24 protein-coding genes are annotated in these 26,166 nt (G+C 60.3%); 7 read left to right on the forward strand and 17 right to left on the reverse strand.

The window, feature by feature from the left end:
• Positions 1-70: 70 nt before the first annotated feature.
• From etfB to BLS87_RS09905, 6 genes are all read right to left on the reverse strand, one after another.
• On the reverse strand, positions 71-874 hold the full coding sequence (gene etfB, locus BLS87_RS09880) for an electron transfer flavoprotein subunit beta (protein WP_074752308.1): 804 nt from the start codon (positions 872-874) through the stop codon (positions 71-73).
• Positions 864-2,084: an electron transfer flavoprotein subunit alpha gene (gene etfA / locus BLS87_RS09885; RefSeq protein WP_074752309.1), complete on the reverse strand. Its 1,221-nt coding sequence runs from the start codon at positions 2,082-2,084 to the stop codon at positions 864-866. Before etfA ends, etfB begins: the two co-directional genes overlap by 11 nt.
• Entirely contained in the window at positions 2,084-4,030 is a 1,947-nt protein-coding gene (dgcB, locus tag BLS87_RS09890; RefSeq protein WP_074752310.1) for a dimethylglycine demethylation protein DgcB, read from the reverse strand. Before dgcB ends, etfA begins: the two co-directional genes overlap by 1 nt.
• A 152-nt stretch (positions 4,031-4,182) precedes the next feature.
• Positions 4,183-6,243: a dimethylglycine demethylation protein DgcA gene (dgcA, locus tag BLS87_RS09895; RefSeq protein ID WP_074752311.1), complete on the reverse strand. Its 2,061-nt coding sequence runs from the start codon at positions 6,241-6,243 to the stop codon at positions 4,183-4,185.
• 15 nt (positions 6,244-6,258) lie between these two features.
• Positions 6,259-6,789 (reverse strand): DUF5943 domain-containing protein, encoded by a 531-nt coding sequence (locus BLS87_RS09900; RefSeq protein WP_074752312.1) that lies wholly within the window; start codon positions 6,787-6,789, stop codon positions 6,259-6,261.
• Between the two features lie 84 nt (positions 6,790-6,873).
• Complete coding sequence (locus tag BLS87_RS09905; protein WP_074752313.1) at positions 6,874-7,851, reverse strand: dipeptidase; 978 nt, start codon at positions 7,849-7,851, stop codon at positions 6,874-6,876.
• Positions 7,852-8,079: 228 nt separating this feature from the next.
• Between BLS87_RS09905 and BLS87_RS09910 the strand changes: the two genes are divergently transcribed.
• Both BLS87_RS09910 and BLS87_RS09915 read left to right on the forward strand, forming a co-directional pair.
• Positions 8,080-8,484, forward strand: a complete 405-nt coding sequence (locus BLS87_RS09910; RefSeq protein WP_074752314.1) for a lysozyme inhibitor LprI family protein — start codon at positions 8,080-8,082, stop codon at positions 8,482-8,484.
• 48 nt (positions 8,485-8,532) lie between these two features.
• Positions 8,533-8,955 (forward strand): DUF3010 family protein, encoded by a 423-nt coding sequence (locus BLS87_RS09915; RefSeq protein WP_074752315.1) that lies wholly within the window; start codon positions 8,533-8,535, stop codon positions 8,953-8,955.
• Positions 8,956-9,092: 137 nt separating this feature from the next.
• Here BLS87_RS09915 and BLS87_RS09920 read toward each other — a convergent pair whose 3' ends face one another.
• Complete coding sequence (locus tag BLS87_RS09920) at positions 9,093-10,067, reverse strand: GlxA family transcriptional regulator (RefSeq protein ID WP_074752316.1); 975 nt, start codon at positions 10,065-10,067, stop codon at positions 9,093-9,095.
• Positions 10,068-10,384: 317 nt separating this feature from the next.
• On the opposite strand from BLS87_RS09920, the gene cdhC reads away from it, so the two are divergent.
• From cdhC to BLS87_RS09935, 3 genes are all read left to right on the forward strand, one after another.
• Complete coding sequence (gene cdhC / locus BLS87_RS09925) at positions 10,385-11,272, forward strand: 3-dehydrocarnitine:acetyl-CoA trimethylamine transferase CdhC (protein WP_074752317.1); 888 nt, start codon at positions 10,385-10,387, stop codon at positions 11,270-11,272.
• Between the two features lie 201 nt (positions 11,273-11,473).
• Positions 11,474-12,439, forward strand: a complete 966-nt coding sequence (locus tag BLS87_RS09930; protein ID WP_074752318.1) for an L-carnitine dehydrogenase — start codon at positions 11,474-11,476, stop codon at positions 12,437-12,439.
• Between the two features lie 148 nt (positions 12,440-12,587).
• Positions 12,588-13,067 carry a thioesterase family protein gene (locus BLS87_RS09935; RefSeq protein WP_074752319.1) on the forward strand — a complete coding sequence of 160 codons (480 nt, stop codon included), beginning with the start codon at positions 12,588-12,590 and terminating at the stop codon, positions 13,065-13,067.
• A 3-nt stretch (positions 13,068-13,070) separates the two neighbouring features.
• Here the strand turns inward: BLS87_RS09935 and BLS87_RS09940 are convergent, their stop codons facing one another.
• From BLS87_RS09940 to tkt, 9 genes are all read right to left on the reverse strand, one after another.
• On the reverse strand, positions 13,071-14,339 hold the full coding sequence (locus BLS87_RS09940; RefSeq protein ID WP_074752320.1) for an MFS transporter: 1,269 nt from the start codon (positions 14,337-14,339) through the stop codon (positions 13,071-13,073).
• A 91-nt stretch (positions 14,340-14,430) separates the two neighbouring features.
• Positions 14,431-15,309 carry an alpha/beta fold hydrolase gene (locus tag BLS87_RS09945; protein ID WP_074752321.1) on the reverse strand — a complete coding sequence of 293 codons (879 nt, stop codon included), beginning with the start codon at positions 15,307-15,309 and terminating at the stop codon, positions 14,431-14,433.
• A gap of 76 nt (positions 15,310-15,385) precedes the next feature.
• On the reverse strand, positions 15,386-16,405 hold the full coding sequence (locus BLS87_RS09950; protein ID WP_074752322.1) for a PdxA family dehydrogenase: 1,020 nt from the start codon (positions 16,403-16,405) through the stop codon (positions 15,386-15,388).
• A gap of 342 nt (positions 16,406-16,747) precedes the next feature.
• Complete coding sequence (gene fba / locus BLS87_RS09955; protein WP_074752323.1) at positions 16,748-17,812, reverse strand: class II fructose-bisphosphate aldolase; 1,065 nt, start codon at positions 17,810-17,812, stop codon at positions 16,748-16,750.
• 124 nt (positions 17,813-17,936) lie between these two features.
• Entirely contained in the window at positions 17,937-18,260 is a 324-nt protein-coding gene (locus tag BLS87_RS09960; protein WP_074752324.1) for an MliC family protein, read from the reverse strand.
• Positions 18,261-18,360: 100 nt separating this feature from the next.
• The gene (locus tag BLS87_RS09965; RefSeq protein ID WP_074752325.1) at positions 18,361-18,588 is read right to left on the reverse strand and encodes a putative periplasmic lipoprotein; all 228 of its coding nucleotides are present in this window, start codon (positions 18,586-18,588) and stop codon (positions 18,361-18,363) included.
• A gap of 28 nt (positions 18,589-18,616) precedes the next feature.
• Positions 18,617-19,780 carry a phosphoglycerate kinase gene (locus tag BLS87_RS09970; protein WP_074752326.1) on the reverse strand — a complete coding sequence of 388 codons (1,164 nt, stop codon included), beginning with the start codon at positions 19,778-19,780 and terminating at the stop codon, positions 18,617-18,619.
• Between the two features lie 17 nt (positions 19,781-19,797).
• The gene (epd, locus tag BLS87_RS09975; RefSeq protein WP_074752327.1) at positions 19,798-20,847 is read right to left on the reverse strand and encodes an erythrose-4-phosphate dehydrogenase; all 1,050 of its coding nucleotides are present in this window, start codon (positions 20,845-20,847) and stop codon (positions 19,798-19,800) included.
• A 140-nt stretch (positions 20,848-20,987) separates the two neighbouring features.
• The gene (gene tkt / locus BLS87_RS09980; protein WP_074752328.1) at positions 20,988-22,985 is read right to left on the reverse strand and encodes a transketolase; all 1,998 of its coding nucleotides are present in this window, start codon (positions 22,983-22,985) and stop codon (positions 20,988-20,990) included.
• A 259-nt stretch (positions 22,986-23,244) separates the two neighbouring features.
• Here tkt and BLS87_RS09985 point away from each other — a divergent pair, with 259 nt between their 5' ends.
• Both BLS87_RS09985 and metK read left to right on the forward strand, forming a co-directional pair.
• The gene (locus BLS87_RS09985; RefSeq protein ID WP_074752329.1) at positions 23,245-24,240 is read left to right on the forward strand and encodes an ArsR/SmtB family transcription factor; all 996 of its coding nucleotides are present in this window, start codon (positions 23,245-23,247) and stop codon (positions 24,238-24,240) included.
• A gap of 20 nt (positions 24,241-24,260) precedes the next feature.
• Positions 24,261-25,451: a methionine adenosyltransferase gene (metK, locus tag BLS87_RS09990; protein ID WP_062385395.1), complete on the forward strand. Its 1,191-nt coding sequence runs from the start codon at positions 24,261-24,263 to the stop codon at positions 25,449-25,451.
• Positions 25,452-25,528: 77 nt separating this feature from the next.
• Here the strand turns inward: metK and BLS87_RS09995 are convergent, their stop codons facing one another.
• Positions 25,529-26,149 (reverse strand): LysE family translocator, encoded by a 621-nt coding sequence (locus BLS87_RS09995; RefSeq protein ID WP_074752330.1) that lies wholly within the window; start codon positions 26,147-26,149, stop codon positions 25,529-25,531.
• Positions 26,150-26,166: the final 17 nt, after the last annotated feature.

Here is a 26,166-nt window from a genome sequence, read left to right on the forward strand (position 1 = left end):
AAGGTCTGTGGATAAGCCTAATGCTGCCGTTCGTTGTGGGTAACTAGTAGAAGTGATAGGCCCGCAGGGTCTACCGCACCACCCCTTCCTCCACCAACAACTTCAAAATCGCCGCAGCGCCTTCCTGAGCGCTAACCCCCTTGAGCACCTGTCCCCCACCGCCACTCGCCTTCGCCGTCGCAGCCTTCATGCGATCCGCACCGCTTTTGGCCTTGATGACTTTCAAGCGTTTCGGGCGAGGTTTGGCAGGGCTGAGTTCGGCGCCTGTGAATAACTCGTCAATGACGACGTCGATCTGCTCGACATCCAGCACGCCCCGTTGGGCAGGGCCGTAGGCGCTTTGGCGTGGCTTGGGCGCTGCGTTATCCACAGTGGCGAGAAATGGCAGCCGCACCTTGAGGCGACGACGCTGGCCGCGAGGCAACGCCTGGAGAACCTGGGCCGTGCCGTTGTTCATGGATTCGACCTCCGCCATGCCGACGACCAGCGGCCAACCGAGCTTTTCGGCGAGCAGATACGGCAACATGCCGGAGCCTTCGCCGGTTTCCGCCTGGCTACCTGCGAGGACCAACTGAACGCCGGATTCCCGGATGTAGTCGGTCAGCCCTGGCAAAGCATCCGCGCCCTCAGGCTGTTCCAGGACGTGCAGTTCGCTCAGGCCCATGCCGAGATACGCCCGCAGTGCAGGCTCTTCGGCGTTACCCGCGTGCAATACATGCAAGTTATCCCCAGCCAGTTGCAGGCCAAGCTCCACAGCACGCGCGTCTTGCTCTGCGCGACGCGGACGACCGGATGTTGGATGCGCTCCGATAGACACCAGGCTGATAACGTGGAGCGCGCTTTTATCCACAGGTATTTTTTTGTCAGGCTGCATCGCGTTTCGCCTCATTCCGGTACGCCGCGACGGCTTCGATCAGCGCGTCGAGGATTTCAGCGCTTTCGCCAATCACTGACAAATCAGCACGTTTGATCATGTCGCAGGTCGGGTCGAGGTTGATCGCCACGACTTTGTCGCACGCCCCGATGCCTTGTAAGTGCTGGATCGCGCCCGAGATACCCACTGCCACGTAGACACGCGCAGTGACCCAGGTGCCCGATGCGCCGACTTGGCGATCCCGGGTCATGAAACCATCGTCCACCGCCACGCGGGATGCGCCCTCCGTAGCGCCCAGCGCGGCGGCAGTGCGGTGGAACAGTTCCCAGTCCTTCACGCCATTGCCGCCGGAGAAAATGAATTCTGCTTCGGCCATGGGGATAAGTGCCGGGTCCACGGCGACGGCGCCGAGGTCTTCGATCCGGGCAATGCTGCGCGCGATGGCTGTGGACAACTCAACCGGCAGCGCTTCATGGCGGGTTTCGCTGACGGGCTCGGCACACTCAGCGGCGGCCAGAATCAGGCGCGAAACAGGACGTGAAAGGTCTTCGCGCCCAGCGCCTGCACGGCCTGTGCTGCGTTCGTCCTTGACCTGCCAGACGCGCGTCGCCGGGCGCTCACCCAGACTCGCCGCGAAACGACGGCCCAGCTCACCACCACCGCTGCGGCTATCGGGTAGCAACCAATGGCGGGGGTCGAACTGGTTATCCACAGCCCGAAGTCCCTGCACCCGTTGCTCGGGCGAATAACCGTTGAATTCACTGCCTTCCAGCACCAGCAGACGGTCCACGCCCGCCGTCTCGAATGTGCTCTCCTTATGCTCGCCGAAGACCACCGCCAGCACAGCGCCGTCTTTGCCGGCCAGGCTGTGAGCCAGTCCCAGCAAGTCGCGGTCGTGGCTGCTCAGGCGACCGCCGACCATGTCCGGGACCACCGCGATATAAAAAGCCGGCTCGGCGACTTGGTGCAGGGGCAACTGGACTTGAGCAGCGGCTGAGCGTTTGACGGCCCCGCCCTGCTGCGCGCCGCTGCGATCAATGCGCTTGATGCCGTTCGGGCCGATGAAGCCAATGCCGTGTACATTCTTGCGGATGACGCCGTTGGGCCCCATCCAGCTGGTTTGTGTCGGTTGCATGGCCGCGTGCAGCGGATGCAGACGGTTGCGGGCGATCCACTCGGCACGAGGGTCGCGGCGGATAATGTCGCTCATCAGTGCGCCTCCGCGGGTTCACGTTTGACCGGGGTCGGTTTGGCAGGTGCGGCGTCTTCAATCAGCGCATCGGCCACCAGTTCGGCGATGTCCTTGATCATCGGGCGCGGCTCGACCACGCCCTCGAGCATCGCGGTGCATTGTGGACAACCCACGGCCACCAGTTCTGCGCCGGTTTCGCGGATGTCTTCCATGCGCATGTCGGGGATACGTTGCTTGCCCGGGATGTCGGTGATCGGCGCGCCGCCACCGCCGCCGCAGCAGCGGGAGCGGAAACCGGAGCGTTGCATTTCCTTGACCTCGATACCCAGCGCCTTCAGCACATCACGCGGCGCTTCATACTCGCCGTTGTAACGGCCCAGGTAGCACGGGTCGTGGTAGGTCACGCTGGAGCCTTTGTGCTGCCCCAGATTAAGGGCGCCATCGCCGATCAATTCGGCCATGTAGGTGCTGTGATGCTGTACCAGGTAATTGCCATCGAAGGCGCCGTATTCGTTTTTCAGCACGTGAAAGCTGTGCGGATCGCAAGTGACGATGCGTTTGAAGCTGTACTTGCTCAGGGTCTGAATATTGCGCTTGGCGAGCATCTGGAACGTGGCTTCATCGCCGAGACGACGGGCGACGTCACCGCTGTCACGCTCTTCGAGACCGAGCACCGCGAAGTCGACTTTGGCGGCTTTCAGGACTTTGACGAAGGCGCGCAGCGTGCGCTGGTTGCGCATGTCGAAGGCAGCATCGCCGACCCAGAACAGCACATCAGCCGTCTTCTTCTCACTCATGACATTGAGGTTGAGGTCTGCCGCCCAGTTCATGCGCCCGCCCGGCGCGAAACCGCCCGGGTTGTCGGTGGCGATGAGGTTTTCCAAAACTTCGGCGCCCTTGTTCGGGGTCGCGCCTTTTTCAAGCGTGAGGTGACGACGCATGTCGACGATGGCGTCCACGTGCTCGATCATCATCGGGCACTCTTCCACACAGGCGCGGCAGGTGGTGCAGGACCACAGGGTTTCGGCATCGACCAGACCGTTGACGATCGGTTGATGGGGATTGCCACCGTGTTCGCCGACGGGTTTGCCGGGGTAAGGGCTGCCGGCGAAGTTGGCATCAGTGCCGCCCGCCAGACCGACGACCATGTCCTGAATCAGTTTTTTCGGATTCAGCGGCTGGCCTGCAGCATAGGCTGGGCAGGCGGCCTCGCACTTACCGCACTGCACGCAGGCGTCGAAGCCCAGCAGCTGGTTCCAGGTAAAATCCTTGGGTTTTTCCACACCCAGCGGCGCTGTCGGGTCATTCAGGTCCAGCGGCTTCAGGCCTGTAGAGCGGCCACCGCCAAAACGCTCGGCGCGACGGTGCCAGGCCAGGTGCAGCGCACCGGCGAAGGCGTGCTTCATCGGGCCGCCCCAGGTCATGCCGAAGAACAGCTCGGAAACGCCCCACAGCACACCAATCCCCAGAATGATCGCCAACAACCAACCACCGAAGTTTTCCGGCAGGATGCCCGCAACTGGCAAGGTCACCAGGAAGAAGGATGCGGAGAATGCCAGCAAGCTTTTCGGCAGCCGCATCCATGGGCCTTTCGACAGCCGTGAAGGCGGGTTGCGACGACGCAGGTAAACGAAGATCGCCCCGACGAACATCACCGCCGACATCAGCAGCAGCGCGTAACCGAGAATGCGGTTATGCAAGCCGAAACCGTGGACCAGAATCGCCAGAATGATCGATGCGACTGCGCCGCCCGCCGTCGCGACGTGGGTGTTGGCGATGTATTTGTCCCGCGCCACCACATGGTGCAGATCGACCATATAGCGCTTGGGCATCGCCAACAGGCCGCCCAGCAGATCGACCTTGGACGCGCGACCGTTGCGCCACATGGCCACCCGCCGCAAAGCACCCAGGACACCGAGGCCGAGGGCTGCGAACAGCAGGATTGGAAGAAGGGTGTTCAACATGTGGAGCTCCCAAAGACCAAGGGTCTCGTCAGGGGCTGATCGTTCCCACGCTCCGCGTGGGAATGCATACCGTGACGCCCCGCGTCACTGAAATAGACGCGGCGCGTCCATGCCGGCATTCCCACGCGGAGCGTGGGAACGATCATGTGTAATTAAAAGTCTTTGCAGAGCCGCAATGCGTCATAAATGGCAGCGTGTGTATTACGCTGCGCCACGCAGTCACCGATACGGAACAGCAGGTAGCCATCACCGGGTTGACTCAATGACGGTTGAGGCTGGATCGCGAACAGGGCGTCGATGTCGATCTGGCCCTTGTTACGTGAGTCTTCCTTCAAGCCGTAGTACAGCTCTTCGTCAGGACGCACGCCGTTCTCGATCACCACCTGATCAACCACCCGCTCCTCTTTGGCGCCGGTGTATTCGTTCTCCAGCACCGCCACCAGCTTGTCGCCTTCGCGGTAGACCTTCTCCAGCATCATGTCGCCGGTCATGATCACTTCTTTCGGGTACATGCTGCGGTAGTACGTCGGGAACGACGTACCGCCGATGGCCACGCCCGGCTTGATGTCATCGGTGACGATCTCGACCTGACTGCCTTTGTCCGCCATGAAGTCGGCCACCGACATCCCGGTGAATTCGCAGATGGTGTCGTAGACCAGCACGTTCTTGCCCGGCGCGACCTTGCCGTCGAGCACGTCCCAACTGCTGACCACCAGACCTTCGGCGGCGCCCCAGTGTTCGTTCTGCTCAAGGAACGGATGACCGCCTACTGCCAGCACCACCACATCAGGACGCAGGTCCATGATGGTCGGGATGTCAGCCGCCGTGCCCAGGCGCAAGTCGACCTTCAGGCGCGCCAGCTCCAGCTGATACCAGCGAGTGATGCCGGCGATCTGATCACGTTGCGGCGCCTTGGACGCCGTCACGATCTGCCCGCCGATGAAGTCTTTTTTCTCGAACAGCGTCACGTCGTGGCCCCGTTCGGCCGACACACGTGCAGCTTCCATACCCGCAGGACCGGCACCGACGATCACGACCTTGCGTTTCACGCCGGTGGTTTTCTCGATGATGTGCGGCACGCCCATGTATTCACGGGAGGTCGCGGCGTTCTGGATGCACAACACGTCCAGGCCTTGATACTGACGGTCGATGCAATAGTTGGCGCCGACGCACTGACGGATTTGGTCAACCTGACCCATCTTGATCTTGGCGATCAGGTGCGGGTCAGCGATGTACGCGCGGGTCATGCCGACCATGTCGACGTAGCCGCCTTCCAGAATGCGCGTTGCCTGGTTCGGGTCCTTGATGTTCTGCGCGTGCAGAACCGGTGCCTTGACCACTTCCTTGATACCGGCCGCCAGGTGCAGGAATGGCTCCGGTGGATAACTCATGTTGGGAATCACGTTGGCCAGCGTGTTGTGCGTGTCGCAACCCGAGCCCACCACACCGATGAAGTCGATCATGCCGGTCTGGTCGTAATACTTGGCGATCTCTTTCATGTCTTCATGGCTGAGACCGTCCGGGTGGAATTCGTCACCACAGATACGCAGACCGACGCAGAAGTCCGGACCAACCTCTTTACGCACGGCCTTGATCACTTCCAGACCGAAACGCATGCGGTTTTCGAAACTGCCGCCCCACTCATCGGTGCGCTTGTTGACGCGCGGGCTCCAGAACTGGTCGATCATGTGCTGGTGCACAGCCGACAGCTCGACGCCGTCCAGACCACCGGCCTTGGCGCGTGCAGCGGCGCTGGCGTAGTTGCCGATCACGCGCCAGATTTCTTCCGGCTCGATGGTCTTGCAGGTCGCGCGGTGAACCGGCTCACGGATGCCCGATGGCGACAAGAGGGTCGGCCAATGCTCGCCGTCCCAACGGGAACGACGGCCCATGTGGGTAATCTGGATCATGATCTTGGCGCCGTGCTTGTGCATGGCGTCAGCGAGATTCTGGAAGTGCGGGATGATCTTGTCGGTCGCCAGGTTGACCGACTTCCACCAGCCTTGCGGGCTGTCGATCGCAACGCTCGAAGAACCGCCACAAATGGCCAGACCGATGCCGCCCTTGGCTTTCTCCTCGTAGTACTTCACGTAACGGTCGGTGGTCATGCCGCCATCAGTGGCGTAGACCTCGGCGTGCGCAGTACTGAGGACGCGATTGCGGATAGTGAGTTTGCCGATCTGGATCGGCTGAAACATTGCTTCGAAAGCCATGGCAGGGTCCTCGGCTTACAACGGTTTTACGACAAACAAGCCATCTTCGTGGCCTTCTTCCGAACCGCCATAGACCTGCTCGGCCACGGTGCGAACGGAACTGCCTTTGGCAGCGAGGATCTGGTCCATGGCACCCGCGAACCAACCGGTGAACATGTAATCGACCTTGCGACCCACTTTGCCGTACACATACACGAACGCAGAATGCTCAAGCTTGACGCTGGCGGTGCCTTTATCGAGGTCGATTTCCTCGATCTTGAACAAGCCCCAGCCACGCTGCGACAGGCGGTTCATGTAGTGTTCGAAGACTGCAACGCCTTCGATGCCATGGCATTCGGCTTCTTTTTCGCACCAGTGCCAGGCGGACTTGTAACCGGCCTTATAGAGGATCTCGGCGTAGGCTTCAGCGCCCAGCACTTCCTCGATGCCCATGTGGTTGTTCACGAAGAAATGACGCGGCACGTACAGCATTGGCAAGGCGTCGGACGTCCAGACACCGGTTTCGCTGTCGACTTCGATTGGCAATTGCGGGGCGATCTTGGCCATGGAAACTTAACTCCAGAAAATTCAGGTGATGCCCTCTCCGCGGACGGGAGAGGGAAAAATTCAGTGATGAGGGCGCGTTAAGACTTATTCGCCCCAGACGTCGCCCAAGATGCGGACCCAGTTTTCGCCCATGATCTTGCGTACAACACGCTCCGAATGGCCGCGTTTGAGCAGAGTTTCGGTCAGATTCGGGAACTCGCCGACGGTACGGATACCCAGCGGGTTGATGATCTTGCCGAAGTTGGTCAGGCGACGGGCGTAGCCTTTGTCGTGGGTCAGGTATTCAAAGAACTCCTGGCCATGCCCCTGCGTGAAGTCAGTGCCGATACCGATGGCGTCTTCGCCAACGATGTTCATCACGTACTCGATGGCTTCAGCGTAGTCGTCGATGGTCGAGTCAATGCCTTTGGCCAGGAACGGCGCGAACATGGTCACGCCCACGAAGCCGCCGTGATCGGCGATGAACTTCAGTTCCGCGTCGGATTTGTTGCGAGGGTGCTCTTTGAGACCCGAAGGCAGGCAGTGGGAATAGGTCACTGGCTTCTTCGATTCAAGGATGACCTCTTCGGAGGTCTTGGAACCGACGTGGGACAGGTCGCACATGATGCCGACGCGGTTCATTTCCGCAACGATTTCACGGCCGAAGCCCGACAGGCCGCCATCGCGCTCGTAGCAACCGGTGCCCACGAGGTTCTGCGTGTTGTAGCACATCTGTACGATGCCCACGCCCAGCTGCTTGAAGATCTCGACATAGCCGATCTGGTCTTCGAAGGCGTGTGCGTTCTGGAAGCCGAACAGGATGCCGGTCTTGCCCAATTCTTTGGCTTTGCGGATGTCGGCGGTGTTGCGCACCTGGATCACCAGGTCGCTGTTGTCGCGGATCAGCTTCTGGCTCGACGCGATGCTGTTGACGGTCTGCTGAAAACCTTCCCACACCGAAACTGTGCAGTTGGCCATGGTCAGGCCACCTTTGCGCATGTCCTCGAACAGCTCACGGTTCCATTTGGCAATGATCAGCCCGTCAATAACGATGCTGTCGGCGTGCAATTCGGCTGGGCTCATCAGGCTGTCCCCTTTAGGTTAATCACGGGCCGGAACGTGTGCCGGCGCTTTGGGGCCAGCATATGCCTGAGGGTCGGAGGAGCCGGGTGCAAAAACGACAAGGGAATTGCCGAAAGCGTCAAGAAACGACAATGGGCGACCGCGAGCGTCTGCCGCCTGTGTTTGATAACTGTTCTTTGGCTCGCGCTTGGGCGAGAATTCGCTCCATCACTGAATCGGGAAGCTCCAATGAAGACGATTTTTCTGGCTCTGGCTCTATTCGCGACAGGCGCCCACGCGGCCGCTAACCCCGACGCCTCCCCTTGCGACGGCGTAGAAGATGACCATCAGACCCTCGGGTGCTCAGTGTCTCAACGCGACACGGCGGTCAAGCTGCTGGATGAGAACTTTCAGAACCTGCTGGAGCGGGTGAACACCCAGTACGGCGCCAACAAGGCCGAAGCGAACGACCTGATCGCCAAGCTGAAAACCGCCCAGGACGCCTGGAAGAAACTGCGCGACGCCGACTGCGCCGTTGAAGTCTTCCCGGCCAAACCCGGCAGCGAGGCATTCAACATCGACCAGAACGACTGCCTGGCGCGCACCAGTGATGAGCGCTCGGAGTACGTGGAAAGCATCCTCCAGCCTGAATGACGGTTGAATGCGTTACCCTGATGCCCGTTATCAGCTCAAGGTAGGCACATGAACATCTGCGGCGTAGAAATCAAAGGCAGCGAAGCGATCTTCGCTGTCGCCACTCGCGCATCCGGCGCCCTCGAACACGTGCAACTGGCGATTAAAAAGATCGCTCTTGAAGAGGATGACGAAGCCGTCAACGTCAAAAATTTCGCCACGCAGATCACCCGCTTCGTGCGCGACAACGGCATCGCCCACATCGCTATCAAAAAACGCAGCAAGAAAGGCGAGTTCGCCGGCGGCCCGACCACCTTCAAGATCGAGACGATTTTCCAACTGCTGGAGGACTGCGAAGTGGTTCTGCTGTCACCGCAGACGATCAATGCCCAGATGAAAAAGCACAATTTCGAGCTGCCAGCCGCGCTGAACAAGTATCAGCACGAAGCGTACAAGGCGGCGTGTTCGGCGCTGATGAAGGGCGCTAAGTAAATAGCCCTCGATCGTTCCCACGCTCCGCGTGGGAATGCAGCCCTGGACGCTCCGCGTCCGCTGTTGAGGGACGCAGAGCGTCTGCAGAGGCGCTACCACGCGGAGCGTGGAACGATCAGTAAACTCACTCCCACAGGCTATTTAGCGTCTGCCGAAACAGGTTTTGGCTCACGCGCGGCCCGCCCGCGATCTTCCCTCGGGCACACCACGAACCGCGCCTTGTAGCTGCGCGTGAAATACGACGGCGATTCAAAGCCGCACGCAATGCTGACCTCCAGCACACTCATGTCACTTTGGCGCAACAGTTGCCGGGCTTTCTCAAGCCGCAGGCCGAGGTAGAAGTTACTCGGCGTGTCGTTCAAGTGCAGACGAAACAGGCGCTCCAGCTGACGACGGGTCACCTGAATGCCCTCCGCCAGTTCAAGCGTACTGAGAGGCGGCTCGGTGTGTTGCTCCATCACCCCGATCACCTGCACCAGCTTCTTGTTGTTGATGCCGTAGCGCGTGGCAATCTGCATGCGTTGGTGATCTTTGCGCTGACGAATGCGGCCGAGCACGAATTGCTCGGACACCTTGATCGCCAGGTCCGGGCCGTGCGACTGACCGATCAGGTCGAGCATCAGGTCGATGGACGCCGTGCCGCCTGCCGAAGTAATACGACGGCGGTCGATTTCGAACAGCTCCTGGGTGGCCTGCAATTTTGGGTAGGTTTCCTTGAACGCGTCCAGCGCTTCCCAATGCAGGGTCAGGCGATAGCCGTCCAGCAAACCTGCCTCGGCCAGCACAAAGCTGCCGGTGTCGATTGCGCCCAGCGTCACGCCTTCCAGATCGAGTCGACGCAGCCAGTGTTCCAGTGTCGAGGTGTAAAACTTCAGCGGGTCGACACTGCCCATCACCCACAGCGTTGCGCCCTTTTTCAACGGTTCAAGTGCCGCATCGGCGTTGACCGACATGCCGTTGCTGGCAATCACCGGCCCGCCGTCCATGCTCAGGATGTGCCAGCGGTACAGCTCGCCACCAAACCGGTTGGCGACCCGCAACGGCTCCAGCGCCGAGACGAAGCCCATCATCGAAAAGCCGGGCATGAGCAAGAAGTAAAAATCCTGGGACATCGTCGAGAAATTCCTTGAGAGCACCGCTGACCTTGTAAGAGCGCGCTTGCCCGCGATTGCGGTGTGGCATTCGCGCAGAGGCCGACTGACACACCGCAATCGCGGGCAAGCGCGCTCCTACACGGAACTGAGTTCACAGACTGCTAACCAAATACACCCGTTCCCGAAACGCGGCAACCGCTCAGGTCGCTACCGTGCAAGAGCTTGTCGCCGCTGTGCGTTTTGAAGCGCTTTGGCCTGCGTAGCTTTGCACCTCAAAAGCGGGTGGCAAAAGCCCGCGTCAGACAAACGACCCTGGCCTGTAAGGAACCTCACTCATGAACCACGACGTCATCATCACCTGCGCACTCACCGGTGCTGGCGACACGACCGGGAAAAGCCATCTGGTCCCGATCACCCCGAAACAGATCGCCGCCGCTGCCGTTGAGGCCGCCAAAGCAGGCGCGACCGTCGTGCATTGTCATGTGCGAGATCCTGAAACCGGCAAGTTCAGCCGCGACGTCGAGCTGTACCGCGAAACCATGGACCGTATCCGTGAAGCGGACGTCGACATCATCGTCAACCTGACAGCCGGCATGGGCGGCGACCTGGAAATCGGCCCGGGCGAGCGGCCTACCGATTTCGGCCCGAACACCGACCTGGTCGGCCCTCTTACGCGCCTGGCCCATGTTGAAGCGCTGTTACCGGAAATCTGCACGCTGGACTGCGGCACGCTCAACTTCGGCGACGGCGACACCATTTATGTGTCCACTCCGGCCCAATTGCGGGCGGGCGCCAAGCGCATTCAGGAACTGGGTGTGAAGGCCGAGCTGGAAATTTTCGACACCGGTCATCTGTGGTTCGCCAAGCAAATGATGAAAGAAGGCCTGCTGGACAACCCGCTGTTCCAGCTGTGCCTGGGCATTCCGTGGGGCGCACCCGCCGACACCACCACCATGAAAGCGATGGTCGACAACCTGCCAGCCGATGTGGTCTGGGCCGGTTTCGGCATCGGTCGCATGCAGATGCCGATGGCAGCACAAGCGGTGCTGCTGGGCGGCAACGTACGGGTCGGGCTGGAGGACAACATCTGGCTGGATAAGGGCGTGCTGGCGAGCAACGGTGCACTGGTCGAACGCGCCAGCGAAATCCTCAGCCGCATGGGCGCACGGGTCATGACCCCTGCCGAAGGCCGCGTGAAGATGGGCCTGAAAAAGCGTTTCTGATCCCACCTAAAACCCCACCTTGTAGGAGCGTGGCTTGTCTCTGGGCCGCATCCGGACGATCTGGCGCGAAGCGGCAGCAATTCCGGCGAATGCGGTATGTCGACATATTCCATTCGCTGGATTTACGACCGGTACCCGGCCGATCGCGGGACAAGCCGCGCTCCTACACGTTCTCTGTGAACCCATTTGCGAGTAGTCACCATGACCTTCATCACCAACATCAAAACCTTCGCCGCACTCGGTAGCGGTGTCATCGGCAGCGGCTGGGTGGCTCGCGCCCTCGCCCATGGCCTGGATGTCGTGGCCTGGGACCCGGCGCCGGGCGCCGAAGCCGCGCTGCGCAAACGCGTTGCCAATGCCTGGCCTGCGCTGGAACACAAAGGCCTGGCCGCCGGCGCGTCGCAGGACCGTCTGCGCTTCGTCACGACCATCGAAGAATGTGTGCGTGACGCGGACTTCATTCAGGAAAGTGCCCCGGAGCGTCTGGACCTGAAGCTTGATCTGCACAGCAAGATCAGCGCCGCAGCAAAGCCGAACGCGATTATTGGCTCCAGCACGTCGGGCCTGCTGCCTTCGGAGTTCTACGAAAGCGCTACCCACCCCGAACGTTGCGTGGTCGGCCATCCTTTCAACCCGGTGTACCTGCTGCCATTGGTCGAAGTCGTTGGCGGCAAGAACACCGCGCCTGAGGCCGTTCAGGCGGCGATCAAGGTTTACGAATCGCTGGGCATGCGCCCCCTGCACGTGCGCAAGGAAGTCCCAGGTTTTATTGCCGACCGTTTGCTGGAAGCGTTGTGGCGTGAGGCCCTGCACCTGGTCAACGACGGCGTGGCCACGACCGGAGAGATCGACGATGCCATCCGTTTCGGCGCCGGCCTTCGCTGGTCGTTCATGGGCACTTTCCTGACGTACACGCTGGCCGGCGGCGACGCTGGCATGCGTCACTTCATGGCGCAATTCGGCCCGGCGCTGCAGTTGCCGTGGACCTACCTGCCAGCGCCGGAACTGACCGACAAGCTGATTGACGATGTCGTCGACGGCACCAGCGATCAGCTTGGAACGCACAGCATCTCGGCGCTCGAGCGCTATCGCGATGACTGCCTGCTGGCCGTGCTGGAAGCCGTGAAAACCACCAAGGCCAAACACGGGATGGCGTTTAGCGACTGATCCCGCGCGAAATGCCTCTGATCGTTCCGCACGCTCCGCGTAGGAATGCAGCCATGGACGCCCCGCGTCCCGCATGACGCAGAGCGTCAACCGATACGTGCCCACACAGAGCGTGGGTACGATCATGCTTTAGAAACAGGACATGTCCATGCCCGCACTAACCACCTACAAAACCCCAATCCTCGCCGATTGGGTCGATTACAACGGCCATCTTCGCGATGCGTTCTATCTGCTGATCTTCAGCTATGCCACCGATGCGTTCATGGACCGCATTGGCCTGGCCAGCGATGACCGCGATGCCAGTGGAAATTCGCTGTTCACCCTGGAGGCCCATATCAACTACCTGCACGAAGTGAAACTCGGCGAAGACGTTGAAGTGCGCACCCAGATCGTCGCCCAGGACCGCAAGCGCGTTCAGCTCTACCACAGCCTATTCAAGGCCGGTGGCGAGGAAGAACTGGCGGCCAGCGATCAAATGCTGCTGCACGTGGATCTCGCTGCGGGTCCCAAATCCACGCCGTTCAGCGAACAGTCGCTGGAAGCGCTGCGTCAGCTCACCGAAGCCCAACATGACCAACCGGCTCCCGCTTACGTGGGTCGCGTAATCGGGCTGCCCGCCAAGGCCTGAACCTCACGCCACAGCGCGCTTAGCGGTGGTCGGTGAAGCGACGCTGGCAGTGGGTTCGTCATCCAGCTTAATGAACATCGCCAACACCGGACCCAGCAACACGACAACAATAGATGCACTGAAAGCCGCCATCCAGTTCGTACCCGTTACGTCCAGCAACCAGCCGATCACCACAGGCGAGACGGCCCCCGCCACCGCCATGCCAAAGAACGTGCACGCGCTGGATGTCGCCGAATGCTCATGTGACACCTCTGTGCCGATGACCCACAGTGGGGAATCCGCGAGCTCAGAACAGAAGAACGAGAAGCTCAGGCCGGCCGCACAGATATAAATGTTCTGAGTGAACATCAACGGAATCAACCCGATGATCGACGCCAGAAAGCCAAAGATAATCAGGTCGCGTCGCGAGCGCAGCTTGTTGCCGGTGACCTTGAAGCGCCAGTCCGACAGCATCCCGCCTACCGCTGTGCCTACAGTCCCGCCAAGCAAGACGAACGTTGAAAACAACGCGGTCTTGGACAGGTCCATCCCGTAACGCTGTGTGAAAAACGACGGAATCCAGTTCAGGAAAAACCACAGCACCCAGCCATGACAAAAGCACGTCGCCGCTGCGGGCCAGACTTTGCGCAGCATGGTGGGCCAATGCACGGGGGTTGGCGCTTTGACGGGCTCGATGACCACCGCTTCGACCTGTTTCTTCGACTCCCCGAGAATGAAATACATGGCAAACATGTACACCAGCGTCAGCACGCCAAGGATGATGAACGCCGCACGCCAGGAGAACTGCAGAATCAGGAACGTGACGATCAGCGGTGCCAGCGCGTTGGCCAGCCGCCCGGAAGCATGCATGACACCCTGAGCCGTACCGCGTTGCGCGATGGGGATGGCCCTCGCGATCATCCGCGCCGCCGTGGGATAGATCGGCGCTTCACCAATACCGACGACGAAACGGGCAATCACCAGGATGACCAAGCCACTGACCAGACCCGTGGCGATGGTCGCCACCGACCAGATCACGCCGTACAACAGCATCGCTTTACGTGAACCGATCCGGTCGCTCAGCCAGCCGCCAGGAATCATGAAACAGCTGTAGGCGACCGCAAAGGCCGAGAACATCATGCCCAGGTTGGTATTGCTGAAGCCCAGCTCCTTGCTGATGGTGGGAGCGGCGACCGCAAGGTTCGTGCGGTCGACATACATGATGAAAGCCATGACGCAGAGCAACACGAACGTCAGTGTTGCCCTGCGCTTCTGCGCATGAGTCGGTAACATTTTATCCACCTGTTCTTATCTTTATCGTGGAACGAGCAGTCCGTTCGGACCGCTCGCGTCGCTAATTCGTACAGGGAACCTGTACCGCGACTTACTTGAAGAAGCCCTGGAGCACTTCATAGGTTTCGTCAGGGCATTCTTCCTGCAGGTAGTGACCTGAGGGCACTGTGGCCGTCTGCACGATGTTGGTCGCGTAACGGCTCCAGACTTCTGCGGCGTTGTGGTTACGGCCCACCCCGTCTTTTTCGCCCCAGAGAATCAACGCCGGGGTGTCGACACGACGACCTGAGTCGAAGTCAGCGGTGTCCATGTCCAGATCGATGCCGAACGTGGCCCGGTAGTCTTCGCACATGGCGTGGGTGGTCGCCGGATTCTTGATGCAGCGAATGTAATCGGCCAGCGCCTCGGGCCCGAAAAAGGCGGTTCCCTGGGCGGTTTTCGACAGTTTGCGCAGAATGAAGAACTCAGGATCGGCGTCCATCATCCGCTCAGGCGTCGGCGCATCCTGGGTCATGAAGAACCAGTGCCAGGAGAATTTCGCCCACTGACGCGTGACGTTATTGAGCAGGTGATGCTGCGGCAGCATGTCGACGAAGCCGGCCTTGAGTACTTTTTCTGGATGATCCAGGCACATGCGGTGCAGCACGCGGGCGCCACGGTCGTGCCCGGCCGCATTGAACCGCTCGAAGCCAAGCGACTGCATCACTTCGACCTGATCCTGCGCCATGGCGCGGAACGAATAATCAGAGTGATCACCGCCGCCCTCGGGCTTGGAGCTGTCGCCGTAGCCACGCAGGTCGGTGCACACCACGGTGAAGTCCTTCGCCAGACGTGGTGCGATTTTGTGCCAGGACAGGTGGTTAAACGGGTTGCCGTGCATCAGCAACAGCGGAGGACCCTCGCCGCCGACGACGGTTACGATCTCGGCGCCGCTGGTTTTGACGGTGGTTTTGGTGAAATTCTCGAACATGTCGCCAGCCTCTTCTTATCGATTTTATGCTTGGGTACGAACGTCCTTTTCTGCGGGAAGCATTCCTTGTCTCGGTCTAGGCAGTCGCCACTTCACGTTTGTGTTTGCGTGCCGCAGCGTTGTCTGTCGCGACCCTGAAGGCAGCGGCCATCGCGCCCACGTCCGCCTTGCCGGTGCCGACGATGTCGTAGGCCACGCCGTGGGCCGGGGTCGCGTAAACGGTTTTGAGGCCGCCGGTCAGCGTCACGCCCTGGGAGAAACCCAGTAGCTTGGTCGCGATCTGCCCCTGATCGTGGTACATGATCACCACGGCATCGAAGTCGCCGTTTCGCGCCTTGATGAATACCGTGTCCGACGGAAACGGGCCTTCGCTGGCCAATCCCTTGGCGCGCAGTTTTTCCAGCGTCGGGCGGATGATCGTGATCTCTTCGTCGCCGAACAGGCCGTTTTCGCCATTGTGCGGATTGAGCGCCGCCACGCCGATGCGCGGCGCCGGGTTGCCCAGCGCACGCAAGGTGTCGTGGGCCAGCTGCAGCGCGCCTTCGATGCGGTCCGGCTGGACCATATCAACGGCTTTGCGTAAGGCAACGTGCGAGGTCACGCGAAAGGTCGAGAACTGCGGGATGATATTGACTTCACCGAAGTAGCCGACATGATCGGTCCAGGCTGCGAACATCTGGTGCTCGTCGTGGTAGTTCCAGCCGCCGCGATGCAGACCGGCCTTGTTCAGCGGCGCGAAGCAGATGCCGTCCAGCTCTCCGGCGAGTGCCAGGTCGGTCATGATTTTCAAGGTTTCGCCGGTCAGGCGGCCGGACTCGGCGCTGACCTGCCCCCGCTCGAACAACGAGGGGTCGACGTTGTGCAGGTCCAGCAAGGGAACGGCTTCGCCGGCGTGGTCGGCTTCGCTCAACGTGGAGATTTTGACGTACGGAAGGGTCAGGCCAGCATCGCGCATGCCGAGCTTCAGCACGCGCTCGTCACCGATGATCACGACGTCAGCCCGTTCACGTGCCTGGGGTGTCGAGAGCAGTTTGACCACCAGCTCAGGGCCGATGCCTGTGACATCACCGAGCATTAGTCCAATCAGAGGCTTCATCAGGTGTTTCTCCGGTCAGGGGTGTTGTTCTTGTGGTGGCCCCCATCCTATTCCTGCCTCGATTCACAACAACGTGCAAACCGTGGGTGGCCAATTCACGGAATGTGGTTTCAAGATGTTTCACAACAGGTCTATAGGCTCCCCTCTGTGGGAGCGAATTCATTCGCGATGCTTACCTAAAGGCGACACCTCTCTGTCGGCTGTACCGGCTCATCGCGAATGAATTCGCTCCCACAGCTAGAGCCTGGCCTCCCCCGAAATCGAGCTCCCACAGAATCCCGGGCACAAAAAAGCCCGCATCACTGCGGGCTTTCTGTTTTCGGCTGACCGATCAATTCACGATCAGTTGACCTTGGCGTTCAACTCACCTTTGGCGTAACGCTCGAACATCTTCTCCAGGGAGATCGGTTTGATCTTGGAGGCGTTGCCGGCGGTGCCGAAGGCTTCGTAACGGGCGATGCAGACGTCGCGCATGGCGGTGACGGTTTGCGCCAGGTATTTACGCGGGTCGAACTCGCTCGGGTTCTGGGCCATGAACCTACGGATGGCACCGGTGGACGCCAGACGCAGGTCGGTGTCGATGTTGACCTTGCGCACGCCGTGCTTGATGCCTTCAACGATCTCTTCGACCGGTACACCGTAGGTTTCTTTGATGTCGCCGCCGAACTCGTTGATGATTTTCAGCCATTCCTGTGGAACGGACGACGAACCGTGCATCACCAGGTGAGTGTTAGGGATGCGCTTGTGGATCTCTTTGATGCGCTCGATCGCCAGGATGTCGCCGGTCGGCGGCTTGGTGAACTTGTATGCACCGTGGCTGGTACCGATGGCGATGGCCAGGGCATCCACCTGAGTCTTCTTCACGAAGTCAGCGGCTTCTTCCGGATCGGTCAGCATCTGGCTGTGGTCCAGAACGCCTTCAGCGCCAACGCCGTCTTCTTCACCGGCCATGCCGGTTTCCAGCGAACCCAGAACACCCAGCTCACCTTCCACCGAAACGCCACAGGCGTGAGCCATGGCAACGGTTTCCTGAGTGACGCGCACGTTGTACTCGTAGTCCGCCGGGCTCTTGCCGTCTTCGCGCAGCGAGCCGTCCATCATCACCGAGCTGAAGCCCAGTTGAATCGAACGCTGGCAAATGGCAGGGCTGGTGCCGTGGTCCTGGTGCATGACCACCGGGATGTGCGGGAATTCTTCGATTGCCGCCAGGATCAGGTGGCGCAGGAACGGCGCACCGGCGTATTTACGCGCACCGGCCGAAGCCTGAACGATCACCGGGGAATCGGTCTTGTCGGCCGCTTCCATAATGGCGCGCATCTGTTCCAGGTTGTTCACGTTGAATGCAGGAACGCCGTAGCCGAATTCGGCGGCGTGGTCCAACATCTGGCGCATGCTGATAAGTGCCATTGTCTGTCTCTCTCCCGGTAGGGTCGTTAATCGTGCGTGCCTGCCGTGTCGGCGGCTATTCAAATTATAGGGGCGTAATCCATGATCACCGCCCGGTGTTGCATCGGCCGAGCCGCCTGGCCCGTTAAGGCGCCTTGCAGCCGCGACCGATCAAATCGTTGGTAGCGTCCCAGTAAACCAGGCCTTCGCTGCCCTTGTTGTCGAACGCCAGCACACCGTTGCTGTACAACGCGCCGGATGCACCGGGCGCTGCTTGCAGACGGAAGACCTGCTCGCTCTGATTCAAGCGCACGTCCACCTCTTTGTTCGCTGGATCCGCATACCGCCAGTAAATCTCCGCTTTGCTGTCACAGACCCAGTGGGTCCAGCCCGCAACCGGTTCAGAAGCCTTCATGCTGGCGCAACCGCCCAGCAGCATCAGTGTCGCAAGGGCAATCAAGCCTTTCATTACCACTCCTGGATCCCCTGCGAAGCGTGACGCGTGTCAGTCACTTCGATACCCAGGGGCAGTTCTGTTTCAGATGTTCCGGTACGCCGTCAGTTCAGATTCAGCGACAGGCAACCGGTCCGACAGCGGGCATGAACTCGTATTTTTCCCAGACCTCAGGACCGCCGCGCTTGTAAACGATCGGTACGGTTTCAGCCTGCCAGCCAGCCTGATAGCAGCTGACCTGAAGCAGGTCGGGCGCGGTGCCAGACGCCGCTTGCGCTTCAGGCTTGCTCGCACAACCGACCAATAAACCCGCCATGATCAACAGCGGTAATGGCTTGAGCATCTCACTCCCCTTCACCCTGACCTGACATTCAGGCCTTGGCGCGTTGTTCCAGAACTTCCACGGCAGGCAATACCTTGCCCTCGACGAACTCGAGGAACGCGCCGCCACCGGTGGAAATGTAGGAGATCTTCTCGCCCACACCGTATTTGTCGATTGCAGCCAGGGTGTCGCCGCCGCCTGCGATGGAAAACGCAGGGCTTTCGGCAATCGCTTGCGCCAGCACCTTGGTGCCGTTGCCGAACTGGTCAAATTCAAACACGCCGACCGGACCGTTCCACAGAATAGTCTTGGAAGATTTCAACAAGTCGGCGAAATGCGCGGCAGTTTTCGGGCCAATGTCCAGAATCATGTCGTCATCGGCAACGTCAGCAATCAGCTTGACTGTGGCTTCTGCATCTTCGGCGAATTTCTTGGCGACCACGACGTCGACTGGCAACGGAACGCTGACTTTCGCGGCAATGGCGCGGGCAGTGTCCAGCAGGTCCGGCTCATACAGCGACTTGCCAACCGGGTGGCCGGCAGCGGCCAGGAAGGTGTTGGCGATACCGCCACCGACGATCAGTTGATCGCAGATCTGGCTCAGGCTGTTCAGCACGTCCAGCTTGGTGGAAACCTTGGAACCGGCAACGATCGCGGCCATCGGCTTGGCGGGTTTGCCCAGCGCCTTGCCCAGTGCGTCCAGTTCGGTCGCCAGCAGTGGGCCTGCTGCCGCCACTTTGGCGAACTTGGCAACGCCATGGGTCGAGCCCTCGGCGCGGTGAGCAGTGCCGAAGGCGTCCATCACGAACACGTCGCACAGGGCGGCGTACTTCTGCGCCAGGTCGTCGGCGTTTTTCTTCTCGCCCTTGTTGAAGCGCACGTTTTCGAACAGCACGATGTCGCCCGCTTTCACCTCGACGCCATCCAGGTACTCGGCCACCAGCGGCACTTCACGCCCCAATGCCTTGCTCAGGTAGTCGGCGACCGGCTTGAGGCTGTTCTCGGCAGAAAACTCACCCTCGGTCGGACGACCCAGGTGCGAGCACACCATGACGGCGGCGCCCTTTTCCAGCGCCAGCTTGATGGTCGGCAGCGAAGCAAGAATACGTGCGTCGCTGGTGACGACACCGTCCTTGACCGGGACGTTGAGGTCTTCGCGAATCAGTACACGCTTACCTTGCAGATCGAGGTCGGTCATCTTCAACACGGTCATGAGGCGTTCCCTGTTTTTTACTGTTGTTTATGGATGCTGTGCAAATAATGATCAGCAACATCCAGCATTCGATTGGCAAAACCCCATTCGTTGTCGAACCATGCCAGCACGTTGACCAGCCGCGGGCCGGAAACCCGTGTCTGGCTGGCGTCGATAATGGCCGAATGAGGGTCATGGTTGAAATCACAGCTGGCGTGCGGCAATTCGGTGTAAGCCAGCAAGCCTTTGAGCGGGCCGTTCGTCGCGGCCTCGCGCAGGATGCGGTTGATTTCCAGCGCATCGGTATCACGTGCGACCTGCACCGTGATGTCCAGGCAAGACACATTCACCGTCGGCACCCGAACTGCTTTGGCCTGAATTCGGCCGGCAAGTTCCGGAAGCAGGCGCTCGATACCACGCGCCAGACCAGTGGACACCGGAATGATCGATTGGAACGCCGAACGCGTGCGACGCAGGTCTTCATGATGATAGGCGTCAATCACCGGTTGGTCGTTCATCGCCGAGTGAATCGTGGTGATGGTGACGTATTCCAGGCCCAGCTCGCGGTTCAGCAGATCCAGCAACGGCACGCTGCAGTTGGTGGTGCAGGACGCTGCAGACACCAGCAGCTCTTGGCCCGTCAGGTTTTGCTGGTTGATGCCGTAGACGATGGTGGCGTCGACATCCGCCTCGCTGGCCATCGGCTGTGAAAACAGCACGCGCGGCGCACGAGCGGACAGAAAACGTTCGCCGTCGGCACGGGTGTTGTAGACACCCGAGCACTCGAGCACCAGATCGACGTCGAGTTCGTGCCAGTCGATGCCTTCCGGCGTCGCGCTGCGAAACACTTTGATGACGTGATCGTTGATGTGCAGAAAATCGCCTTCGACCCGCACTTCGCCGGGGAACCGGCCGTGTGTGGAGTCAAAACGCGTCAGGTATTCGAGACTGGCCATGTCGGCCAGATCGTTGATCGCCACCACTTCAAAGCCCGCCTTCGCACCTCGCTCGCACAGCGCGCGCAGCACGCAGCGGCCGATACGACCGTAACCATTGAGGGCGACTTTATAAGGGCGTGACTGAGGCATGGGGGTTCTCAAATTTGGTGGTGTTCAGAGAACCTGTAGGAGCGCGCTTGCCCGCGATTGCAATGTGTCAGCGAAGTATCCGGTGACAGGCAGATCGCAATCGCGGGCAAGCGCGCTCCTACAGAGAGAGCGCAGGCGACTTAGTCTTCCAGCAGCTCTTCTGCGGTGGAGAGGATGTTCTCCAGCGTGAAGCCGAACTCTTCAAACAACAGGTTCGCTGGCGCCGACTCACCAAAGGTAGTCATGCCGATCACGCGGCCTTCCAGGCCCACGTACTTGTACCAGTAGTCCGCGTGGGCGGCTTCGATGGCGATACGGGCGCTGACTTCCAGCGGCAGAACCGACTGCTTGTACTCCGCACTCTGGGTTTCGAAGACGCTGGTGCACGGCATGGACACCACACGCACGTTCTTGCCTTCAGCGGTCAGCTTGTCGAACGCCTGAACCGCCAGGCCGACTTCGGAACCGGTAGCGATCAGGATCAGCTCAGGTTCGCCGTTGCAGTCACGCAGCACGTAGCCACCGCGGTTGATGTTCTCCAGTTGCTGCGCATCGCGAGCCTGATGCTGCAGGTTCTGACGGGAGAAGATCAGCGCCGAAGGACCGTCGTCACGCTCGATGGCGTGCTTCCAGGCCACGGCCGATTCAACGGCGTCAGCTGGACGCCAGCAGTCAAGGTTCGGCGTAGTGCGCAGGCTGGTCAGTTGCTCGATCGGCTGGTGCGTCGGGCCGTCTTCGCCCAGACCGATGGAGTCGTGGGTGAACACATAGATGACACGCTTCTTCATCAGCGAGGACATGCGCACCGCGTTGCGGGCGTATTCCATGAAGATCAAGAAGGTGGCGCCGTAAGGCACGAAACCGCCGTGCAGGGCGATACCGTTCATGATCGCGCCCATGCCGAACTCACGCACACCGTAGTGCAGGTAGTTACCGTCAGCGTCTTCGCCGGTGATGCTCTTGCAACCTTTCCAGATGGTCAGGTTGGAACCGGCCAGGTCAGCCGAGCCGCCGAGGAACTCAGGCAGCAGCGGACCGAAGTTGCTCAGGGCATTCTGGCTGGCTTTACGGCTGGCGATGGTTTCGCCCTTGGCGTTCACTTCAGCCACGTAAGCAGCGGACTTTTCAGCGAAGTCGGCAGGCAGCTCGCCGCTCATGCGACGGATCAGCTCGTTGGCCAGCTCAGGGAATGCAGCGGAGTAAGCAGCGAAACGCTGATCCCACTCGGCTTCGGTGGCGAGGCCTTTTTCCTTGGCGTCCCACTCTGTGTAGATATCAGCCGGGATTTCGAACGGACCGTGGGTCCATTTCAGCGCGGCACGGGTCAGAGCGATTTCGTCGTTGCCCAGTGGAGCGCCGTGGCACTCTTCCTTGCCTTGCTTGTTCGGCGAACCGAAGCCGATGGTGGTCTTGCAGCAGATCAGGGTCGGCTTGTCGCTCTTGCGAGCGGTGTCGATGGCGGTCTTGATCTCGTCGGCGTCATGGCCGTCGACGTTGCGGATCACCAGCCAGCCGTACGACTCAAAGCGCTTTGGCGTGTCATCGGTGAACCAGCCCTCGACTTCGCCGTCGATGGAGATGCCGTTGTCGTCGTAGAACGCGACCAGCTTGTTCAGGCGCAGGGTGCCTGCCAACGAAGCGACTTCGTGGGAAATGCCTTCCATCATGCAGCCATCACCCATGAACACATAGGTGTGGTGATCGACGATGTTGTGGCCCGGGCGGTTGAATTGCGCGCCCAGGGTTTTCTCGGCAACGGCGAAACCGACGGCGTTGGCGAAACCCTGACCCAGCGGGCCGGTGGTGGTTTCAACGCCTGGTGTGTAGCCGTATTCCGGGTGACCCGGTGTGCGGCTGTGCAATTGACGGAAGTTCTTCAGGTCGTCAATCGACAGGTCGTAACCGGTCAGGTGCAGCAGCGAGTAAATCAGCATCGAGCCGTGGCCGTTGGACAGGATGAAACGGTCACGGTCAGCGAAGTTAGGGTTGCTCGGGTTGTGCTTCAGATAATCGCGCCACAGGACTTCAGCGATATCCGCCATGCCCATCGGGGCTCCTGGGTGGCCGCTGTTGGCCTTTTGCACGGCATCCATGCTGAGGGCACGAATGGCATTGGCACGCTCACGACGGCTGGGCATCGCTGATCTCCTGGGGCAGAAAGAAGTGGGACCTGAAAAAGGCGGCCATTTTCCCTCAGGCACTGCTTCGGAGCAATGACAGATACAGTCCGAAGCACGATTTTCCTGAGTTGTGGACGTTTTTTGCTCTGCCTTGTAAGCGATGTGCCCGCAAAAGGCAGAATCACGGCGCCTGGCCGTCGCCACCCATCGACCAATATCAAAACTTTTTGATATTGGTCTTGCAGCCTGTCCGGTCGATAACTAGACTGCCTGCCCTATGAACCTTCGCGTGCCTGCCATTAGCCATGACCAAAGCGACGAACTGGCTGCCTTGTGCAAGGCCGGTGGCGACCCGCTGCGTCTGAATGTGCTGCGTGCGCTGTCGAACGATTCATTCGGGGTGCTGGAACTGGCGCAGATTTTCGCCATCGGTCAGTCCGGCATGAGCCACCATTTGAAGGTGCTGGCCCAGGCGGATCTGGTCGCGACGCGCCGCGAAGGCAATGCGATTTTTTATCGCCGCGCCCTGCCCCACACTGAACAGATCGGCGGCAAGCTGCACGCGGCGCTGCTCGAAGAAGTCGATGGCCTGACACTGCCCGACGACGTACGAAGCCGGATCGGCCTGGTGCATCGTCAACGCGCCAACGCCAGCCAGGACTTCTTCGCCCGCACCGCAGAAAAATTTCGTGCCCAGCAGGACCTGATCGCAGGACTGCCTCAGTACCGCGACAGCCTGCTGTCGTTGCTCGACAAGCTAGGCTTCGGTGCCGACGCGACCGCGGTTGAAGTCGGCCCCGGCGATGGCGGGTTTCTGCCTGACCTGGCGCAGCGCTTCCGGCATGTCACAGGTCTGGATAACAGCCCGGCCATGCTCGAACTCGCACGTGCAATCTGCGAGCAGAAGGCGCTGAGTAATGTTGAGCTGAAACTGGCCGATGCATTGGCCAACGCTAATGTTTCCGGCGACTGCGTCGTCTTGAATATGGTGCTTCATCATTTCGCTGCACCGGCCGAAGCATTGAAACAATTGGCCAACCTGTTGCAACCGGGCGGTAGCCTCTTGGTGACAGAGTTGTGCAGCCACGACCAGAGCTGGGCCAAGGAGGCCTGTGGCGATCTCTGGTTAGGTTTCGAACAGGAAGATCTGGCCCGTTGGGCCATCGCTGCGGGGCTGGTCCCCGGGGAAAGCCTGTACATAGGCTTACGTAATGGTTTCCAGATTCAGGTCCGCCATTTTCAGCGACCGGCTGGCAACACTCACCATCGGTAATACTCAGGAAAACCGTCGAGATGAGCGAATACTCCCTTTTCACCTCCGAGTCCGTGTCCGAAGGGCATCCGGACAAAATCGCCGACCAGATCTCCGATGCGGTGCTGGACGCCATCATTGCCCAGGACAAACACGCTCGCGTAGCGGTTGAAACCCTGGTCAAGACCGGCGTTGCCATCGTTGCTGGCGAGGTCACCACCAGCGCGTGGGTTGACCTGGAGCAGATCGTTCGTGACGTGATCAGCGACATCGGCTACACCAGCTCCGACGTCGGCTTCGACGGCGCGACATGCGGCGTGATGAACATCATCGGCAAGCAGTCCCCGGACATCAACCAAGGTGTCGACCGTGCCAAGCCTGAAGATCAGGGCGCCGGCGACCAGGGCTTGATGTTCGGCTACGCCAGCAACGAAACCGCCGAACTGATGCCAGCGCCGATCGCGTTCTCGCACCAGTTGGTCAAGCGTCAGGCTGAAGCCCGTAAATCGGGTCTGCTGCCTTGGCTGCGTCCAGACGCCAAATCCCAGGTCACCTGCCGCTACGAAAACGGCATCGTGGTCGGCATCGACGCGATCGTTCTGTCGACTCAGCACAACCCTGAAGTCTCGTACGCCGACCTGCGCGAAGGCGTCATGGAGCTGATCGTCAAGCATGTGCTGCCAGCCGAGCTGCTGCACAAAGACACCCAGTTTCACATCAACCCGACTGGCCAGTTCATCATCGGTGGCCCGGTCGGTGACTGCGGCCTGACCGGTCGCAAGATCATCGTCGACAGCTACGGCGGCATGGCCCGTCACGGCGGCGGCGCGTTCTCCGGCAAGGATCCATCGAAGGTTGACCGCTCGGCTGCCTACGCTGGCCGTTACGTTGCCAAGAACATCGTCGCTGCCGGCCTGGCCGAGCGTTGCGAGATTCAGGTGTCCTACGCCATCGGCGTCGCTCAACCGACGTCGATCTCGCTGAACACCTTCGGCACCGGCAAGATCAGCGACGACAAGATCGTCAAACTGGTCCGCGAGCACTTCGATCTGCGTCCATACGCGATCACCACCATGCTCGACCTGCTGCACCCGATGTACCAGGAAACCGCCGCTTACGGCCACTTCGGCCGCACGCCGGAAACCAAGACCGTGGGCGACGACACCTTCTCCACGTTCACCTGGGAAAAAACCGACCGCGCCGCCGCTCTTCGCGCTGCTGCCGGCCTGTAAAACGCCCGGCTGCTTGATGCAGCCGACAGCGTCACAAAAAGCCCCTGTCGATGAGAATCGTTAGGGGCTTTTTGCATTCAGACCCTGCGCGCCACCAGTAAAAACGACGCAGCACTTGCCAGCAGTCCGGCGCAAATGCGGTTGAACAGACGCTTGCCGCTTGGCTTGGCGAACAACCGGCGTGCGTGGATACCCATGTAGCAATAAAGCGCGATGGCAATGCATTCGAGCCCGAGGAACATCGCGCCCAGTTGCGCGAACTGGGTGGTCATTGCGCCGGAACGGTCTACGAATTGAGGCAGAAAGGCGGTGAACAACAGAATCGCCTTGGGATTACCGATCGCGACCAAAAATTCCTGCCGGGCTAATCGCCCCAGCCCGACCTGAGAAACGGTCTCATCGACGTGGGAGTCCGCCCGAGCGCGCCACAGTTGCAGGGCCAGATAAAACAGGTACGCCGCGCCGACCATCTTGATCGCATGAAACAGCCACTCGGAGGTGTGTAGCACGGCGGTCAATCCTGCAGCCGCCAAGGCAATCATGATGGCGAACGCCAGTAAGCGCCCAAGCCCGCCGCTGCAGGCACGCGCGAAGCCATAGCGCGACGCGTTACTGATCGACAGCAGGTTGTTTGGGCCCGGTGCCATGTTCAGGGCGAAACAGGCAGGAATAAAAATGGCGAGGGTCGACAGGTCCATTTTGGTAGGCGTCCTTA

Origin of the sequence: Pseudomonas abietaniphila (assembly GCF_900100795.1) — a bacterium.
In the GTDB taxonomy this organism is placed as follows: Bacteria; Pseudomonadota; Gammaproteobacteria; order Pseudomonadales; family Pseudomonadaceae; genus Aquipseudomonas; species Aquipseudomonas abietaniphila.